Origin of the sequence: Paenibacillus lacisoli, assembly GCF_030580655.1 — a bacterium.
In the GTDB taxonomy this organism is placed as follows: Bacteria; Bacillota; Bacilli; order Paenibacillales; family Paenibacillaceae; genus Paenibacillus; species Paenibacillus lacisoli.
In genome coordinates this window covers 1-19464 of record NZ_JAUQTB010000002.1, presented here as the reverse complement: position 1 = coordinate 19464, position 19464 = coordinate 1, and the positions used below count along the sequence as shown (strand labels likewise).

General features: G+C 44.3%; 11 protein-coding genes and 1 pseudogene. 11 read left to right on the top strand and 1 reads right to left on the bottom strand.

Annotation, left to right across the window (positions count from 1 at the left end):
- Positions 1-197 precede the first annotated feature (197 nt).
- From Q5741_RS03870 to Q5741_RS03835, 8 genes are all read left to right on the top strand, one after another.
- The gene (locus Q5741_RS03870; RefSeq protein ID WP_407074319.1) at positions 198-1055 is read left to right on the top strand and encodes an ABC transporter permease; all 858 of its coding nucleotides are present in this window, start codon (positions 198-200) and stop codon (positions 1053-1055) included.
- Between the two features lie 170 nt (positions 1056-1225).
- Positions 1226-2734, top strand: a complete 1509-nt coding sequence (locus tag Q5741_RS03865) for an extracellular solute-binding protein (protein ID WP_305022749.1) — start codon at positions 1226-1228, stop codon at positions 2732-2734.
- Positions 2735-2805: 71 nt separating this feature from the next.
- On the top strand, positions 2806-3744 hold the full coding sequence (locus Q5741_RS03860) for a pectinesterase family protein (protein WP_305022748.1): 939 nt from the start codon (positions 2806-2808) through the stop codon (positions 3742-3744).
- Between the two features lie 43 nt (positions 3745-3787).
- Complete coding sequence (locus Q5741_RS03855; RefSeq protein ID WP_305022747.1) at positions 3788-4903, top strand: glycoside hydrolase family 88/105 protein; 1116 nt, start codon at positions 3788-3790, stop codon at positions 4901-4903.
- A 22-nt stretch (positions 4904-4925) separates the two neighbouring features.
- Positions 4926-6296: a glycoside hydrolase family 28 protein gene (locus Q5741_RS03850; RefSeq protein ID WP_305022746.1), complete on the top strand. Its 1371-nt coding sequence runs from the start codon at positions 4926-4928 to the stop codon at positions 6294-6296.
- 3 nt (positions 6297-6299) lie between these two features.
- The gene (locus Q5741_RS03845; protein WP_305022745.1) at positions 6300-7202 is read left to right on the top strand and encodes a dienelactone hydrolase family protein; all 903 of its coding nucleotides are present in this window, start codon (positions 6300-6302) and stop codon (positions 7200-7202) included.
- A 36-nt stretch (positions 7203-7238) separates the two neighbouring features.
- On the top strand, positions 7239-8255 hold the full coding sequence (locus tag Q5741_RS03840) for a pectinesterase family protein (protein WP_305022744.1): 1017 nt from the start codon (positions 7239-7241) through the stop codon (positions 8253-8255).
- Positions 8256-8410: 155 nt separating this feature from the next.
- Positions 8411-9130 (top strand): YebC/PmpR family DNA-binding transcriptional regulator, encoded by a 720-nt coding sequence (locus Q5741_RS03835; RefSeq protein WP_305022743.1) that lies wholly within the window; start codon positions 8411-8413, stop codon positions 9128-9130.
- 248 nt (positions 9131-9378) lie between these two features.
- Here the strand turns inward: Q5741_RS03835 and Q5741_RS03830 are convergent.
- Positions 9379-10335 (bottom strand): annotated as a pseudogene (locus tag Q5741_RS03830) (IS30 family transposase).
- Between the two features lie 629 nt (positions 10336-10964).
- Here Q5741_RS03830 and Q5741_RS03825 point away from each other — a divergent pair.
- The 3 genes from Q5741_RS03825 to Q5741_RS03815 are packed head-to-tail and all read left to right on the top strand — an operon-like array spanning position 10965 to position 19165.
- The gene (locus Q5741_RS03825; RefSeq protein ID WP_305022742.1) at positions 10965-12482 is read left to right on the top strand and encodes an RCC1 domain-containing protein; all 1518 of its coding nucleotides are present in this window, start codon (positions 10965-10967) and stop codon (positions 12480-12482) included.
- Between the two features lie 34 nt (positions 12483-12516).
- Positions 12517-18447 carry an RHS repeat-associated core domain-containing protein gene (locus Q5741_RS03820; RefSeq protein WP_305022741.1) on the top strand — a complete coding sequence of 1977 codons (5931 nt, stop codon included), beginning with the start codon at positions 12517-12519 and terminating at the stop codon, positions 18445-18447.
- 10 nt (positions 18448-18457) lie between these two features.
- On the top strand, positions 18458-19165 hold the full coding sequence (locus tag Q5741_RS03815) for a hypothetical protein (protein WP_305022740.1): 708 nt from the start codon (positions 18458-18460) through the stop codon (positions 19163-19165).
- The last annotated feature ends 299 nt before the right edge of the window (positions 19166-19464 follow it).

Below are 19464 nucleotides of genomic sequence, written 5' to 3'. Positions count from 1 at the left end.
CAAGGAAATGTAATCGCTATCATGAGATGATTATATACGGAACGACCTCCTTCACGTACGCTCTATTCAGGAACCTAACGAAGGAGGTTGGCATTGTGAAAGTATCGACTCCCGCCGCGGTGGACGTCAAGCTGCAGAAGACCAAAACGAAATCGACCACGCTGGCCAGCATTCGAAGAAACAAGCTGCTTTATCTGATGATTCTCCCGGGCTTAATTTATTTTATCGTATTTAAATATCTGCCGATGGGAGGGCTGGTGATTGCTTTCCAGAACTATCAGCCTTATCTGGGCATTACGGGGAGCGAGTGGGTAGGGTTTAAGCATTTTGTCCGGCTGTTTACAGAACCCACCTTTTTTATGCTGCTGAGCAATACGCTGATCCTGTTTGCCCTTAATATCATTATTTTTTTCCCGCTGCCGATTATATTGGCCTTGATGCTGAATGAGGTGCGTCATAAATTTTTCAAAAACAGTATTCAGACCATCATTTATATTCCGCATTTTATGTCTTGGGTCATCATCGTTTCGATTACTTATGTGTTTATGACGGTGGACGGCGGTGTGCTGAATGAAGTGCTGGCCGCTCTCGGTTTTCAGAAGATCAGCTTCCTGACTTCACCGGAATGGCTGCGAACCGTGTATATCGGCCAGATCATCTGGAAGGAGCTTGGGTGGTCGACCATCATCTATCTGGCTGCTATTACGGTGGTGGATACCCAGCTGTATGAAGCTGCGGAAATGGACGGCGCTGCCCGTCTTCGCAAAATCTGGCACGTTACCCTTCCGGCGATCCGTCCGGTTATCATTACACTTCTGATTCTCAAGATCGGCAGCACCCTGGATTTGGGCTTCGAGCATATGTACCTGCTGCTGAACTCGCTGAACCGTGAAGTGGCTGAGATTTTCGATACGTATATTTATACAGCCGGTCTGAAGAATGGACAGCTCAGCTTCAGTACGACCGTAGGCTTATTCAAAGGCATTGTAGGTCTGGTTCTGGTCATGCTGTCCAACAAGCTGGCCAAAAAAATGGGCGAAGACGGAGTGTACTAAGCCTGAACCTCAACTTGTTCTCAAGTTTCATCTGGACGGCGAGGGGGAGGGCGAGGGCGAGCATTAGCACAGCACAAGACAAATACGGTCCGCCATGGATCCAGACCTGAGCCTGTATTCCAGATGAATGATATATAAAAATCCTTATCCATTAGCAAAGGAGCAGTCTTATGAAAAAAATGTTAAGCGGTGTTCTTGCAGGGATGATGTTAACGGGGGTATTGCTGACCGGCTGCGGCGGAGAGAAAAGTAAAGAAGGCGCATCGGCAGACCAGAACTATGATTACAATTCAACTGTCAATCTGACATGGCTGAACATTCTGCATACGGCTTCCCCGCCTACCGATGTAGTGAAGAGCAAGATCGAAGAGTACACCAAGTCCAAAATTACCTTCAACTGGGTGCCTGACGCCTCCAAGGAAGAACGCATTACCACTTCATTAGCATCTGGTCAACTGGCAGACATCGTAACCCTGACCATGATGAGCAATTCATCTGTCCGCAGCTCGCTTAAGTCAGGCCTGTTCTGGGATGTGGGTCCTTACTTGGATGAGTTCAGTAATCTGAAAAATATCCCGGCCAAAGTCCGTGAGGCCGCATCGGTAGATGGTGTGTTATACGGAGTTCCTTTCCAAAAAAATCTAGCCCGTTCCGGATTTGTCATCCGTCAGGATTGGCTGGATAAGCTGGGACTCAAGGTGCCTACAACGCTGGATGAGCTGTACGAAGTTGCGAGAGCGTTTACAGAGGATGATCCGGACGGCAACGGCAAAAAGGATACGGTCGGATTCGGTGATCGTTCGGACCTGCGCTACAGCAGTTTCAAGACTTTAAGTTCCTATTTTGGCACACCAAATGGCTGGAAAGTGGACGATGCAGGCAAGTTCACGCCAGAGTTTGATACACAAGAATATCTTGATACCATGAACTACTCGCATAAGCTGTACCAGAATGGTTATCTGGCCAAGGACTTTGCCGTAACGGCGAAGACAGATCAGCAGCAGCAGTTCGCTCAGGGTAAAACCGGCATTTATACAGGGATGGTCGATATCCTCAATCTTCACAACCTGTCACAGGGACTGCAGCCGAACATGAAGCTGGTTCCGGTCAACAAAATATCCAAAGGGGACGGCCAATATCACATCTGGTCTGAAGGAAGCGGTGTCGGCGGTCTGCTGGCGTTCCCGAAATCGGAAGTGAAAAGTGAAGCCGAGCTGAAGCGTCTGCTGAAATTCGTCAACGATCTGATGGACGAGAAGGTGTTTATGCTCATGACTGGTGGTATTGAAGGGACCCATTATGAAATTGATGCCAATGGAGCATTCAAGGTCATCAACAAAGATCTGTGGCAGGCCGATGTTCAGCCATTCGCCAGCTCCCGGCCAAGCGAAGTAACGTATGATCTGAAGGATGCAGATGCCGAGAAACAAATGTCCAATGAGCTCATACGTGAAAACGACAAGTTTGCCGTCCTTGACCCAACAGTTCCGCTTGATTCTGCAACGATGAACGAAAAGGGGACAGAGCTTCAGAAGATCATTACCGATGCAACCTTCAAATTTATTATGGGTGAAATTGATGAAGCGGGCTTCAAGGATGCTGTGAGCAGCTGGAAGAAACAGGGTGGAGATCAAATTACCCAGGAATACGAAGAGGCTTACGCGAAAGCCAAGAAATAAGCGCATCATTCTTTGTTCATCCCACCCCTCCAGGGTGGGATGAGTTCTAATGAAAGGGGTACAGAAGCTGCATGTCTCCCACTTTAATTGTGTGTTCGGATGGTGATCCGGGGGCTTTTCGTACGATTCAGGCAGCTGTAGACCATATACCACAGCTAAATAAGGACAGAATCACCATCCGAGTTATGGCAGGCACCTACCGTGAAAAGCTGTACATCAATAAGCCGAACGTTGAATTCATTGCTGAAGGTCCGGTCCTTATTACTTGGAGCGATTTTGCTCGCAAACCAAACGCAGACGGTAAACCAATGGGGACATTTGCTACGGCCAGCGTCTATGTTACAGGAAATGATGTATCTCTAACCGGATTTGAGCTGGAAAATGATGCCGGCAGCGGCGAAGAGGTTGGTCAGGCTGTGGCGGTATATGTTGATGCAGATCGGATCAAATTCAGAAATTGCGTATTTCGTGCCCGTCAGGATACTTTATATCTCGGCAGGCCGAAAGAGGCAGAGCAGAATATAACGGGGCGAATTTATTTGGAGAACTGCCGAATTGTCGGTGACATCGACTTTATATTCGGCTCCGGAACAGCTTGGTTTGAAGCCTGTGACATTGTTAGTGTAGATCAGGGTCAAGCGGTGAACGGCTATATTACGGCTGCGGCTACCCCAATGGATCATCAGGTGGGTCTGGTGTTTCATCGGTGCCGTCTGATCAGTGATGCTGGTGAAGACAGTGTCTATCTGGGAAGACCCTGGAGAGATTATGCCCGGACCGTTTTCCTTCGCTGCTGGATGGGAGATCATATCAAACGCGAAGGTTGGCATGACTGGGATAAGACACAGGCGGTCCGAACTACAGTGAGGTATGCAGAATACGCCTCTGAAGGACCCGGGGCAGCGGCGGATGAGCGGGTGTCATGGGCCTCTCAGCTGACCGATGAGGAGGCAGGTACATTTCGAGTGGAAGCCTGTCTCGGTCCCGAAGTATGGTGGGCGAAATCATAAAAGGAAGACTTAACATTATCAACAGAAGGTGAGGGAAACGGGCATGAGCAGCACATGGGCAGTAAAGACGGCAGAATCGATTATGGAACGGACACCGCGTCTATATGAGGATCTGGGATATAACGGCAAGTGGTCTTATGATTACGGAGTTGTGTTGAAAGGGTTTGAGTCTTTGTGGCGTCAGACCGGAAATCCGTCGTATCTGGAATTCATTCGCTCCAATATGGATCACTTTATTAATGATGACGGTTCCATTACTGGATACCGTGCAGACGAATATAATATTGATCACATTAATACAGGGAAGCTGCTGTTCGTTCTTCATCGTGAGACCGGAGAAGCCAAGTACCGTGCAGCGGCGGATCGGCTGCGGGCGCAGCTCAAGGACCATCCTAGAACCTCAGAGGGGGCATTCTGGCACAAGCAGATTTATCCCTATCAGATTTGGCTGGATGGATTATATATGGGCGCACCCTTTTACCTGGAGTTTCTGCTCAGTTATGAACCTGAAGGGGATCTGTCCGATGTAACACGCCAGTTCATCCTCTGCGAGCAGCATACCCGCGACCCGGAAACCGGCCTCCTGTTCCATGCCTGGGATGAGAAGAAAGTACAGCCTTGGTGCCACCCCGAGAGCGGCTTGTCCGAGAACTTCTGGGGGCGTTCACTCGGCTGGTTTGTGATGGCGCTTGTGGATGTACTCGAGCTGCTTCCCAGGGAACATGTTGACTATGATACATTGAGCGGAATTCTGAAGCGGACTCTGACGGCGCTTGAACGTGTTCAGGATCAGGGAAGCGGTGTCTGGTATCAGGTGCTTAATCAACCACAGGCTAAAGGCAATTATCTCGAGGCCTCCGCTTCCAGCATGATTGTATATGCGCTGGCCAAGGGAATAAAACTGGGGCTGCTGGAGCGCAGCCGTTGGAAGGCTTCGCTTGACCGCGGATTTAACGGACTGATCACGGAATTTGTGCTCATGACGAAGAACGGCTGGGTGAATCTCAACAAGGTATGCCAGGTGGCAGGTCTTGGCGGCCAGGACCGCAGGGACGGAACCTTTGCTTATTATATTAGTGAACCTATCGTGACGAATGACCAGAAGGGGCTGGGTGCTTTTCTCAAAGCATGTGCGGCTTATGAATACATGACTGAATAGAGAACGGAAGGGAGCATGAACGATGAGTGTATACAATATTGACGACTACGGTGCTTTCCGCAACAGCGAGAAGCTCTCTACTCAGGCGATTGCGGCGGCCATCCAGGCGGCCAGTGATCAAGGGGGAGGCCAGGTGTACATCCCGGCGGGTACCTATCGAACTGGAGCTATTATGATGAAAAGTCATATTGAACTTCATCTGAGCCCTGGTGCCGTTTTGTCGTTCAGCAGTGATCCTAAAGATTACCCGGTTGTGGCATCACGCTGGGAAGGGGTGGATCGGCAAGTATACGCATCCTGTATCTTCGGACAAAATCTTGAAAATGTAAGTGTAAGCGGTGCGGGTACACTCGATGGCAATGGCGCCCCATGGTGGGAGCTGTTCCGCCAGCACCGGGGACTACTGCAGTATCCTCGCCCCAAAATGATCAGTTTTGACAGCTGCCGGCGGATTACGCTTCGGGATCTGACGTTGTTAAACTCCCCGAGCTGGACGGTTAACCCGATAAACTGCCGTGATGTTACGATCGACAATGTATCCATCCTGAACCCGGCTGATTCACCCAATACAGACGGAATTGATCCGGAGTCCTGCAGTAATGTGCGGATCAGCAATTGTCACATCGATGTCGGGGACGACTGTATTGCGATCAAGGCGGGGACCGAAGATACCCCTGACCGGATCCCTTGCGAGAATATAACCATTACGAATTGTACGATGATTCACGGTCATGGCGGCGTTGTGTTGGGCAGTGAAATGAGCGGGAATATTCGCAATGTCGTCATCAGCAACTGTATTTTCCAACAGACTGACCGGGGAATCCGCTTGAAATCGAGACGGGGACGCGGCGGTGTAGTGGAAGATGTGCGGGTCAGCAACATTATCATGGAGAATGTTATCTGCCCGTTCATCCTGAATCTCTATTATTTCTGCGGTCCGCGCGGGAAAGATAAATATGTGTGGGATAAAAATCCATATCCGGTTACGTCCGAAACGCCGTCTTTCCGCCGGATTCATTTCTCTGATATTACCGCACGGGAGGTCCACGCTGCCGCAGGCTTTATGTACGGGCTGGCGGAGCAGTATATATCGGAGATCACCTTCAATAACATTGCCATTTCCATGGCAAACAATCCGAAACCCGGACGTCCTGCCATGATGTCAGGCATTGAAGACATGGCCGGACGAGGGTTCTATCTAGGTAATGTGCGGGAAGTGAGCTTCCGGCAGGTTACCATCGAGAACCATGAAGGGCCGGCCTTCTATATCGAGAATGGCGAAGACGTTGAAGTCGAGGACTGCAGGTCCAAAGGAACTAGCAATAACCAGCCGCTCGTTGAATCGGTCAGCGCACCGCCGCCGCAGCTGGACCTTAGTGAACAGGAAGTGTAGCTGATGTCGGATTCATTACAAACAGATCCGCTGTTGAAGCTGCTGGGTGATCTTCCGAATGGCGGTTCGATTCACAGCGAAAAGCTGAATGAAGAGGAACAGGAGGGTTATCGGCTGGAGACTTGGCTGCTTGATCTGAATGGAATTCAGTCCGTACCCGCTTCCATCGCTGTTCCCCTGCACGTGAAACCGCCGTATCCGATCGTGATCTTCAATCATTCTCATGGCGGCAATTATAATATGGGGCGGCGTGAATTTACGGAAAGCAGCAGCTACCTTCAGCAGCCATCGTTCGCCCGGACATTAACCGGTATGGGGTATGCCGCCTGCTGTATTGATATGTGGGGTTTCAATGAACGGTCAGGCAAGACGGAAAGCGAATTAGTGAAGGAAATGCTGTGGCAGGGACGCGTGCTGTGGGGCATGATGCTGTATGACAGCCGCAGACTGCTGGATTATCTGGAGACCCGGGAAGAGTTTGATATGAACCGGACTGCAACCATTGGCATGTCTATGGGCGGTCTGATGGCCTGGTGGCTGGCCGCTTTGGATGAACGGATTAAGGTGACGGTTGATCTGTGCGGGCAGGTGGATGCCCATACGCTTTTGCAAAAGCGGGGATTGGACCACCATGGCTTTTACTCCTATGTACCGGGCCTGCTGAAATTCTTCACTACGCTGGACATACAAAAGCGGATTGTACCCAGGCCGCGTATGAGCTTGAACGGTACGCAAGACCGTCTCTGCCCACCTGAAGGAATACAGCTGCTGGATGAAGGCTTGAGCCGGGCCTATGCCGAGGCAGGAGTGAAGGACCATTGGCACGCTGTAAGTGGTGGTGGAGGTCATATGGAGACCGCGGAGATGCGGAAGCGTTGGAAGGTCTTTTTGGCAAAACACTTATAAAAACACTCACACACCGGCAATCAGGGAGGTGAATCTATGGCTGAAGTCTGGGTGGGTCCGGAGCCATACTGTGATTATTCAAAAATCCAGGAGGCGGTGGATGCGCTGGAGCGGACGTGGAACGGAACTGCGGATGAGAGCGGCGATGTGAACGAACATTTGGATGTGCTGTATATTATGCCGGGAGTCTATGAAGAAGCGGTCAAAATATACCGATCCTATCTGCATATCAAGGGCTTGGGTGAGGTAGAGATCCGGATGAATACCTGCGCTAGACAAAAGGATGCCTCCGGGCAGCCTATTGGAACATTTGCTACCCCTACGCTATTTCTGGGCGGACGAAAAATAATCATGGAGAACATAACCGTCACGAACAGTGCAGGGCAAGGTCCGGAGATCGGCCAGGCGCTGGCTGTCTATGCCCACTGCGATGAGGCAGTGTTTCGTTACTGCACATTTAAGGGGTATCAGGACACTTTGTTTACCGGACCGCTGCCGCCTTCTACAAAGGAGGGTAAACCTTTTGAGGGAATCCCTTTACGTGAAAAGCATCGGATCTGCAGGCAGCTGTATGAGTATTGTGTCATTGAGGGAACTGTTGATTTCATATTCGGCGGTGCTGCCGCCTGGTTTGATCACTGTCAGATGATCAGCCTGCCTCATTATCGTGGAGCAGAAGGATATATTACCGCGGCTTCGACCCCTCAGGATCAGCCATATGGGTATGTCCTGAACCGCTGTTATCTTTCTGCTCAAGGGGATACGGGACCTGTCTATCTGGGACGCCCGTGGCGGCCTTTTGCAAAGACCGAATTTGTAAATTGCCGAATGGAATCGCATCTTCATCCTGAGGGGTGGCACAACTGGGACCGTCCGGAGAACGAAGCGACGGTCATCTACAAGGAATGGGGAACCGTATCGGCGATAAAAAATCCCGTTTCAAGAGTCGGGTGGGCCTATGTGAACTCATCCGGTGAAGGTGCACCCAGGAGAGAAGATGTATTGGCGGGATCCGAATTTATTTCAAAAAATTCATCTGGAACCGATTGGTGATCCGGATGGAACTGCCGGTCTGCAGGTGCAGTCCGGCTTCTATATGTTTCTAAGAAACAGGCCGTACAACTTGTTTAACCTATCGTCAGAAGATATAATGTACAGGGACAAGGAATGCCAGTGTACAAGATTCATAAGTGAAAGAGAGCGATATTATGGGCCGTAAATGGAATAATATTAAAGAGAAAAAAGCTTCGAAAGACGCAAACACCAGCCGGGTCTACGCCAAATTTGGCGTGGAAATCTATGTAGCTGCTAAAAAGGGCGAGCCCGATCCAGAATCTAACCGTGCACTTAAGGTTGTACTGGAACGAGCTAAAACGTATAACGTACCGAAAGCCATTATTGACCGGGCGCTGGACAAAGCAAAAGGCAGCGGCGACGAGATGTATGAAGAGCTGCGCTACGAAGGCTTCGGGCCGAGCGGTTCTATGATTATCGTGGATGCGTTGACGAACAATGTGAACCGTACCGCTCCTGAAGTCCGTTCCGCTTTTAACAAAAATGGCGGTAATATGGGCGTCAGCGGATCCGTCGCTTACATGTTTGATCCGACAGCCGTCATCGGTGTAGAAGGCAAGACTTCTGATGAAGTGCTGGAAATCATGCTGGAAGCTGACGTTGACGTACGAGACATTCTTGAAGAAGAAGATGCAGTTATCGTATATGCAGAGCCGGATCAATTTCATGCTGTACAGGAAGCATTTAAGAATGCAGGCGTCACCGACTTTACTGTAGCAGAGCTTACCATGCTGGCACAGAACTATGTGACACTGGAAGGCGATGCAGCTGTACAATTCGAGAAGCTGATCGATGCGCTGGAGGATCTGGAAGACGTTCAGCAGGTGTATCACAACGTTGAGTTTGAGGAATAGGCTTTACGAGCTATTTACCTCCGGCATTTGATGGTTCTGCTTTCTTTTCGATTTTGAATAATTGGACGTAATTCACCGTTTATTTCATTCAGCGAGGATAAACATGCTGACTATAATTGATAAATACGGTGATATACGTCCTTCTAATTCAACTGAAAAGCAGCGGCTTGTTAAACTCACTTTTTGTATAAAATGACTATACAAGGAGTGGGTTTTTTATGTTGTTGGAAGATGTATATGACGGATTGTCAGACCAAGTGCGACAGTTCTTCTGCGAAAGATTTGTGTGCGGTCTTCCAACCCAAGCATTTTCGTGGTCTGTGATTTATTAGATCGAGTGAATGGGCGAGATTATCATCATTCACCCCCGCGAGATCGGTACCTTTAGGGAAAAACTCTTGAAGTAATCCGTTCGCATTCTCGTTGGAACCGCGTTGCCAGGATGAATCCGGATCAGCAAAATAAACGTGTAGGCTATGGGTGGTTTCCAGATTGGCATAGCATGCAAACTCCTTGCCTCGGTCAGCCGTGGCTGTGAGGAAGGTTCCCGTGGGATACTGTGAGATCGCTACACCGAGCGCAATCTCCATCGACAAAGCGTTGCGATCAGGCATGAAAACAGCGGTATATAGACGTGTTTTGTGTTCAATCAACGTTGCTACGCAGCCCTTACTTTTCCCACGACCGGATACAACAGTATCCAGTTCCCAGTGCCCAAACGTTTCACGGGAACGGACTTCTTTCGGGCGATCTGAAATAGTCTTTCCAATCGCGAATTTACCGCGCGTTTCTTCGGGTTTCTGACGCTTCCCCTTATGCCGAAGAACCTGTATTACGCCTTCAACCAGGCGCCCTGCATAGATCCAGCGATAGATGGTTTTGAAAGAGACTACACGCCGTCTTCGGTGCGGAAACGTTCGGTGATTAGTTCTGGAGACCACGTTGCCTCCAATTTTTCCTCCAGTGAAGCAGCCAAGGCATCGGACCATCTCCCTGGAGAAACCGAAGTCTTCCGACGCTCCTCATAAGCATTCTGAGCTTGTTCTGCCTGATATGGATGTGATGAAGCCATACGATCTAAACTCACGACAAATCGTTGATGGATGCCTACCCAGTTCTTTCGCAATGGCTCTTGAGCTTCTACCATGTCTGTGGAGGATTTCTAGCTTGCTACGTTCGATTACGCTAAGATGTCTGTAGCTCATGGTTGGATTCTCCTTGTGTGAATGGTGCTGTGGTGACTTCATTCTACACGAATCCGGCCATGGGCCATTTTTTATTTATTTCCAGTAGGTGTCGCACTTCATATTACAATCCGTCATATATTTAGTCTTTGTTTGTTATTTATTAATGTCGATAAAAAGTGATCTAATCCGTATTAGATAAGACTTGTGACGCCAAGGAAGAGGGGATAGTTTAGATCATAATCGATAGGAACAAGGCAGTATTTTCAGCTAACTATTCTTCTTCGACAGGCTTTAGTTTTCAAAAATAAACTCTAGATTTAATGATAGTCGTATCGCCGATCTATCGTAAAGTCGTAAGAAAATAAGGAGGATATTCTAATTAAGCAACCTACATAACTAGCTGATTTTAAGGTGGATTATAACTGCTAATTTGAAGTATCTAATGAATAAACAGGTTGGTGTATCTAATAAATGGTTAATATTCGACAAAAAAGTCTTTTTTCTACAAAAAAAGCCCATATCTTTCAAGATAAAAATAATTGATAATTAGTAAGCTATTTCAAAAGTTTCATAGAAGTTGAGAGGATTCTTATAGAAAGGAGCTACAGAGTTTAATCACAAAATGGAGATAGTAGAACGGAGTAAACATGAAAAAATGTAATGTTGTTTTTTTGTTTTTGGTTATTGTCGCAAACTTATTAAATATTGGGGGCATTAGTGCAGTAGCAGCTGAAGCCTCAAACGGATTAAATAAGATTTCAGTTGGTGTGCAGCATCTCCTTATTCTTGGAAAGGATCAATCTGTCTGGTCTGCAGGATCAAACACACAAGGCCAATTAGGAAGACCTACTGCTTCTTACACAGACGGAGTAGGTCAGATACCTTCGTTATCGAATGCAGTAGATGTTGCTGCAGGAAATTTATCAAGTCTGGTTCTTACATCTGACAGCACGATCTTTCAATGGCGTGGAACAGACAACCAGCCTAATAAGATTACTTCGATCAGAGATGCCATAGATGTTGAAGCGGGTGCGTCACATGGTGTGGCGTTAACCCGAGAGGGAAAGGTCTGGACTTGGGGAAGCAATTATGTCGGTCAGTTGGGAATAGGTAGTAATTCTTCTGATTTTTCTCTGTTAACTCCAGTCCAAGTACCTAATTTATCTGATGTTATTGAGATTGCTGCAAAAGGCGATACAACTCTTGCTTTAAAGAAAGACGGTACCGTATGGGGATGGGGGAGTAATTCCTATTACCAATTTGGCAATGGAACTCAGCAAGGAAGCAATGTTCCCATTCAAATCGTTCTTCCTCGAAGTATCAAGCACATTTATTTAGGAACCACATATGTAGGAGTTATTGATGACCAAGATAATGTTTGGGCATGGGGAATAAATAGCAGTGGTCAGTTAGGCGATGGAACCCAAGTGAACAGGCCGTTACCTATTCAAATTGAAGGTTTAAAATCAATCAAACAGCTTGCTTTAGGGAATACATTCGGTATGGGTTTAAAACAAGATGGATCTATGCTCTCTTGGGGAAGCAATATAAATGGACAGCTTGGAGACGAGACAAATGTTAATCATTTGTCACCGTCATTAGTACACGGGATAAATAAAGTTGACTCTATTAGTGCAGGCAGTGCTACTAGCATGGCTGTTACAGAGAACTCTGAAATATTTATCTGGGGGAGATTAATGACTGATGCTAAGGGCGGTACTTCTAACAAGCCAGTCAAGATTGAGATAAATGATAGCCCTAAACAGATAGAGCCATTGGTTGCACCCCAAGCCTTAAAAATTAAAGTGTTGAATGGTACTTCAATTAAATTGTCATGGGACCAATCTTTAGAAGGAAACGAGATGTTGGCTGGTTATAACATCTATCAAAACGATGTTCTAGTAGGAACAACAACGGAAACCAATTACATTATCAATACACTAAACCCAAAAATGGAGTATACATTTACGATTCGTGCCCGAGATAAAACAGGGAATGTATCTGATCCGAGTAACTCAGTTAAGAAAAAAGCATCTAAACAGTACACATATGTATATAACTCCGCCGGTCGCTTGATCAGTATAACTTATGAGTCAGGCAAGAAAATTGTTTACACTTACGATAAAAACGGAAATTTAATTAAAACAACAATTATTAACCCATAGGTTTAAGGATTGTATATCGAACGGAGAGAATTAATTGAAGATAACAACGATAAAAAGATATTTATCAATCATAGTAATCACTTCCTTATTACTGAGCCTTATTGCTGGCATTACCGGACCGAGAGTATCTGCAGATGATGTGCAAGATAATCAGCTAACCGTGCAACGTATCGTTGAGCTTTTTGGGACTACAGAGTCCTTTGTGCAGGGTTACCTTGAACAAGGTTATACACTAAATCAGATACTTACTGCTTTTTATAAGGCAGATTTAAGCCATATAGACTTTAAGGAAGCGTTGAAAAGTTTAGTCCCCCTTGAAAGTAATGAATCACAATCAGTTACGACTGAAGTATACAGCGAAGTGGATAATAAATTGTTGGATATTAACAGTGTAGACATTGATGATTCTAGCATTGTGAAAAAATATGATTACTTCCCAGTAACTGAGGCAGTATATGGTGATGGGTCAAATAGTGTAACGGATGATGTTTATGGGGCTGATGAGAAAAATGAAGAAGAGGCTCCTTCGGTTACCGATGATGTTTACGAGCAAAAAAGTCTTGTTTCTCTTAGTACTACAGTGTCTGGAGAAGAGCCACATGTCTCGGAAAAAGCACCGGTCTATAATAAGTCATCGTTTAACCAAGCGCCTTACTCTGTAGGCAGTAATGGTGAATCGATTTCTAACCTTACAGGCAGCCTTACCTTAGAACAAAAGGATGCAACCCTTCCTGGTAGAAATGGTATGGGTTTTTCACTCACTAGGAAATATGACACAAGCTCATCTCAATTTTATGATATGGACTTCGGTTATAAGACATATCCTTATCCAATATACAACTATTTTGTGCAGTATAACGCAGTTCGTAAGAAAGTAACAACGCAGTACGCTGTCAAGTACACAGAGGATAAATGGGCCCAAGTGGATAACAATGGTGATGGTAGTGTAGACTATGAAACCTTTATCCTTGAAAGTAAAGAGATTACAAAAGGAACCTACAATTCTAGAACTGATGCTGATAATGCAGCTAGCCAGAGAGCAGTTTACACAACACCTGCAGATACGAAATCTGTGACTGATTATCGCTATAGTTCTACTAACAGTTTTGCATACTCCATTCCGTATAGTTCTGGAGGCTATAGTGGAACATTGACGTCCCTAGGTTCTCCACAAGTATCAGGAACGTATACTCCTGCAGTTACAAAACAAGCACCAGCTCAAACTTGTACAAATTCAATACCTGGTAAATACGATGCTAAAGGGAATTGGTATGCGACTGGTACAGGGACTTCATGCCCTGATACTAAGACAACAACAGCAGATGGGTATACGGTTACGTTAAATCGTACTTCTACTGAAAATACTAAAGCCTGCGCCTCTCCGTATCTTGCTGGAGCGAATTATGTATGTACTAAATCTTGGGTAGCTACCTATACTGGTTCATATACCATTCCAGCGAAGGACACAAGAAGTTATACACAGACGTACCAAGGTTATGTAACAAAACCAGCAACGTATTCAAATATTCGTTTTGATTCCTGGGTTACATTATCTGGTGGTGCAAGGCAGAGGTATGCATATAGTGTTTCTGTTTTGCCATGGGTCGATACCCAATTAATTGAGGGTCCACCAGAAAATGTTACTCAAGTAACGGATACTTATGAGTTGTGGTCAGAAGCCAACCAAATCAAAGAGACTATTAGTTCTGCTCCGAATGCTGCTCTTGGTAGTGATAATGGTTATAACTATTACCTGGCGCCTAATCCAAACGCATCAGTACAAGCATATCAGGTGGGAACAGGTACGGACGTAACGTATTATAATAAAACTTCTCAGCCTCTTGAAGAACAATTATACCCGATTGGTAAGGGATGGTCTTGGAATCTTCCTTACATCGAAATTAAGGATGGGAAGAAAAGAGTTTACCTTGAAACTGGTGGAAGTTATGAGGTTGAGGGTAACACGCTCAAAAATTACGAGTGGGAAGGTCTTTCTCTCAACCAGGACAGTTCTATATCTCTAAACGGTGATGTATCTCAATATGTTCTGGCAACCATTGACGGAACTCAAAAACAATACTTCACTGGAGACGGCCGGTTACTCCAAACATCTGATGCCTATGGAAATAATGTTCAATTTAGATATGAGCAAAATGCTATGTATGGACGTAAACTGCTAACTCAGGTAAAAGATGCAATCGGTAACACAATTAATATTGAGTATTCGACTTCTAAGGTAACTGTGACATCAGGCACCAAAACTGTTGTGTATGATAAGCATTCACAAAACGGTGTTGAACTACTAGACTCTGTGACAGATCAATTGGGACGGAAGACCACTTATTCGTACAAAATTGCAGATGCCAAATTTAATTTGATGACAAATAATCCAGAGAGGGCAGTTTCTAACCCCTATGCACTTATAACGTCTGTTCAATATCCGACGGGAGCCAAATCCATTTATCAGTATGAAGATAACGCCGTAAAACGTTATATCGGTCCTGAAGCGATAAATGAGAGTTACCGTCTCTTGTCACGCAAAGATCAGATCACCTATGAGAACGCAGAGACGGAAGATTTCAATCGACAAACACTAAGCTACCCATCCGATATTGGAAACAGCTATGGACAAAACACTAATTTTAAGACTGTTATCAATAATGGACTCACGAACACAACTTACATGTATCGAAAAAATTTCATTGATGATAGTACACCAGCTCAGTATTACTTGGACAGCACAGTCGAAGCTGCAGAAGGAAAAGAGCAATTGACTAGCTATAGTTATGGTAAAAAGGTTGGGAACCGTAGTTACATGTCTACGTCTCCAACAGGTACTGTAACTAGCAACAATCAGACAGGAGATAGATTAACAACAAGCACATTTTATGATGACTATGGCAACGTCGTTCAATCAACAGATCAAAAAGGACAAGTAACAACTAATACGTATGATAGTGCTAAACACTGGCTAATAAGTACAACTAGTCCAGTAACTAGTAATGCTAAACTGTACATGGCCTATACTCGTACCCCACAAGGTGCCATTTCTCAGTTAATTGTACGGAAGGACAGTGATTCTGGAGCACTCCTAAGACAAGTTAATTATACGTATGACAGTTACGGGAACCCGATTAGTCAAACGATTAAAAATGATAACCAATCGATTGCAACAACTAACGAATACAGCAATGAATATCAGAATGCTTTCTTAACCAAACAGAGTATGAATGTAACGGATGCAGATGGTAATGTCCGCGTCATATCGAATGCTTCAGCTTATGATCCTACGACAGGATTGCAGACCTCCACTTTGGATGGTAATCAGCACAAAACAAGCTATCAGTATGATACATTGGGAAGAACCATTAAAGTCACTTATCCAGATGGCAAGGTTGTCTCTGCTTTATACGATGACTTTAAGAACACAGTTACAGTCACGGACGAAGCAGGGATTCAGTCGTACACACGATGGAACGCACTGAGGCAGCAAATCGAGCAAGGATATTATAAAGATAGCCTCGTAATAACAGGCAGAACAGGATATGATCCGTATAGCAGACAAAGCTGGACAGAAGATGCATTGGGTAATCGAACACGCTATGACTATGATAGTTGGAATCGAATAACTAGTACTACTGCTGCTGATGGTACCATCAACATGACTAGGTACTCCGATCCTTCTAGACAAGTTATCCAGACTGACCCCGAAGGATATTCATTGACTGAAACTTATGATGTCTGGGGACAACTTCTGAAAACGGAAGAGAAGAAGCAACTAGATGATTCTTTGACTATGCTTTCTAAAAATTCCTATGATAATATCTCGGGCAAAGTTATCGAAGAGACAGATGGAAACGGAAATACCACTACATTTAACTATGACGTGTTAGGTCAATTGGTATCCGTAACAGACGCTAATGGTAGCATTAATCGCTATGAATATGACATGATGGGTAATTTGACTAAAACAACTGATCCAGACGGTAATAGTAAAGAGAAGAAATATGATGAGTTGGCTCGAGAAATCTTAACGTCTGATAAGTTAGGAATTTCAGAGAAAAAATATTATGATGAAAGTGGTAATCTATTACGGTGGATTGATCGTAATGGAGATATATTTGATTATTCCTATGATCTGCGTGACCGCTTACTAGAGGAGAAAAGTCCGGACGATATAGTCAAATTCACGTATGACAACACTGGTAAACGATTGAGCATGAAGGACACCATAGGGCTCACATCATACCAGTATGATCCATTAACTTCAAATTTGACCCAAGTTACGTACCCAGATGGGCTTACGCTAAGGTTAGATTATGATCTCAATGGAAACCGGACTCATATGACAGGACCTTTTGGGAACGATGTATATTATTCATACGATTCTATGAATCGAATGAACTCAGTAGGGAGTAGTAAAGATAAAGCAGATGCAACATACAGCTACTACCTTAACGGTCTTCAAGATACAACACAAACAGTGAATGGAGTAGAAAGCCACAGACGTTATAATGGTTTGGACTTAACTGGTTTAGATCAAATTAAAGATAAGGCTGGATTAAATAGTTACACATACGAATATGATAGCAATAAAAATATTGTCAATCGTACTCAAGGTGGTTCGGAAGATACTTTTAAGTATGATAAACTGAATCGAATCAGTACATCATCACTTGATAATGAAAGTTATAGTTACGATAAACAAGGCAATCGACTTACATTAGAGACTGAGGGTGAAATCGTACCTCATGAGACGGAAAATGTTTTTGATTCTAGGAATAGGCTCCAGCAGGTTAATAAGGCAGGTGAAAAAGTAAACTATAAGTATAATGGAGAAGGTTTGCTAACGGAACGAACGGAGAATGGTATCACAAGCCGTTATTATTATGATGGAAATCAGATTGTTGCGGAGGCTACTATTAAAGATGGTAAGCCAGAACTTAAAGCTAACTATATTCGAGGACAGAAGTTGGAAGCCATACAATATCCTAATGGAACCAAGGCTTATATTTCAACAAATGGCCATGGTGACATCACGGAATTGCGAAGTGAAGCTGGAGAACTATTAAATCGTTATAAGTATAACCTGTGGGGCAGCATCACCTACAAAGAGGAAAAAGTATATAATCCATTCCGGTATTCTGGTGAGTTATGGGATGATGCTACTGAACTGCAATACTTGCGGGCAAGATGGTATGACCCAGAAATGGGCCGATTTATTAGCGAAGATACTTTTACTGGTAGTATAATTGATCCTATAAGTCTTAATCTGTATGCTTACGTTAATAACAATCCTTTGAAGTACTGGGATCCAACTGGTCATGCGCCGCAATTTGGTAGTTTTGCATATGGAAATATGGCGCATAAGCAATTACAAAGGTTGTTCCTGACAATTAACATATTTGTAGGCCAGCAGATAGCTTTTACAGAGAAAAATGTAACACTTACAAGTGGCAAAAATGGACGTATAGATTTTGCATTAAAAACTGGTGAACATCGATATGAAATATTTGAACTAAAGCCGATATCTCAGAGGGGAAATGGTGTTGGAAGTGCTCAGTTACAAAGATATATTGAAGGAATTAATGAGAATGGATTCAGGGGTGATTTAGATGCTAGAGCAATAGCAGGTACTAGTTGGAATCCTAATGGCATAGCAATACTAAATCCATTTGATCCAAAAAAAGAAATAAGATATTACACTTATTATTCTAACGAACCGGGTATGATTTATTATGGCCCTGCTAATAGGCAAGAAACTTCTATTGATCCAAAGGAGGTAACAAAGCCAAAATCGATAATTGATAAAATAACAAATTCGTTCAAAAAGTTCTTTGGAGCTGAGTACTACCCTGAAGGTACCCCTTTACCTAATGGTATGCCACCTCTTGGTGGAAACAAAAATCGAGGTGGAGGATTAAGTCCTTTCCCTGGCGTACCATTTATTCCAGTGATTCCATAAGGAGGATAAGATGAATATAACAAAGGAAATAGAGGAAATCTTACTACCATTATTTTTTGAGCATAACTTTACGGAATATAAAAAGACTGCAGGCACGTGGGATTTTTCACGAAAGATGGATGGTTACTACGATCACATCATGCTAGATACGAGTGTTAGGTATAAAAATGCAATACGATGCAGTTATTCCAATGGAACCACTTTCAATAACAGTGCCTTACTATTAGGTCAATTAGAGGAATGGCAATTCTATGATAGTGTTGATTCTCTAAGAGAGAAGCTGCAACTTATAGGTGATATTACGATTAATTATGCTTTAAAGTGGTTTAAAGATAACGCTCCTAAGAAGGCTAGAGCTCAGAACTTTCTGGACATTACATGGGAGCCTGTTATCAAAGAATTTATTGCAAGAAATAACATTGACCTTTTTAGTTCCAATTCTGTAGACATCCTCGATCATTTGCTTGAACTCAATCCGAATGAAAATGATATTATGGTGATTAGCTATTGTTATGGAGAAATCATCCGAAATAACTTCGGAGCAGATTGGGTTTATGATGAGTTTGGGGAGCCTATTGTGAATAATATTGGAGGAAAAGTCGGATACAAAAGGAGACCCTTCTCAATAACAAATATAGTGTTAAAGGATTCGAGTACATCTCTTAGGGAGTACTTCGATATTATTCACGGTTTAGTTGAAAAATTTAGAAAGAAATAATTGATTATAACTGACTGATCCATGTGAGGTTGAGTTAGTCGTTTAAGTTTTTTTGCTTGCTGAGAACAACGGATAATTTTTTGAATGTTTTTTTAACACAGGAAGCGCCGTGCTCACTTTAGAGTGTTAGGTGCTTCCTTTTTTTAGGGAAAAAATCTCGAATGTTAATAAAGTATAAAGAGGGATTAATGTTTCTATAATGCGAGTTTTGATAAGAGAAACTAGGTCGTGTCTGAAAACTCTTCATTGAGTCAATTTGAAAATGGCAGCCACGTATACAAACGCCAAGAATGACTTAG

Coding starts and splice junctions, on each gene's coding strand:
- Q5741_RS03870 (WP_407074319.1), top strand. CDS start 198: ATGATTCTCCCGGGCTTAATTTATTTTATCGTATTTAAATATCTGCCG.
- Q5741_RS03865 (WP_305022749.1), top strand. CDS start 1,226: ATGAAAAAAATGTTAAGCGGTGTTCTTGCAGGGATGATGTTAACGGGG.
- Q5741_RS03860 (WP_305022748.1), top strand. CDS start 2,806: ATGTCTCCCACTTTAATTGTGTGTTCGGATGGTGATCCGGGGGCTTTT.
- Q5741_RS03855 (WP_305022747.1), top strand. CDS start 3,788: ATGAGCAGCACATGGGCAGTAAAGACGGCAGAATCGATTATGGAACGG.
- Q5741_RS03850 (WP_305022746.1), top strand. CDS start 4,926: ATGAGTGTATACAATATTGACGACTACGGTGCTTTCCGCAACAGCGAG.
- Q5741_RS03845 (WP_305022745.1), top strand. CDS start 6,300: ATGTCGGATTCATTACAAACAGATCCGCTGTTGAAGCTGCTGGGTGAT.
- Q5741_RS03840 (WP_305022744.1), top strand. CDS start 7,239: ATGGCTGAAGTCTGGGTGGGTCCGGAGCCATACTGTGATTATTCAAAA.
- Q5741_RS03835 (WP_305022743.1), top strand. CDS start 8,411: ATGGGCCGTAAATGGAATAATATTAAAGAGAAAAAAGCTTCGAAAGAC.
- Q5741_RS03825 (WP_305022742.1), top strand. CDS start 10,965: ATGAAAAAATGTAATGTTGTTTTTTTGTTTTTGGTTATTGTCGCAAAC.
- Q5741_RS03815 (WP_305022740.1), top strand. CDS start 18,458: ATGAATATAACAAAGGAAATAGAGGAAATCTTACTACCATTATTTTTT.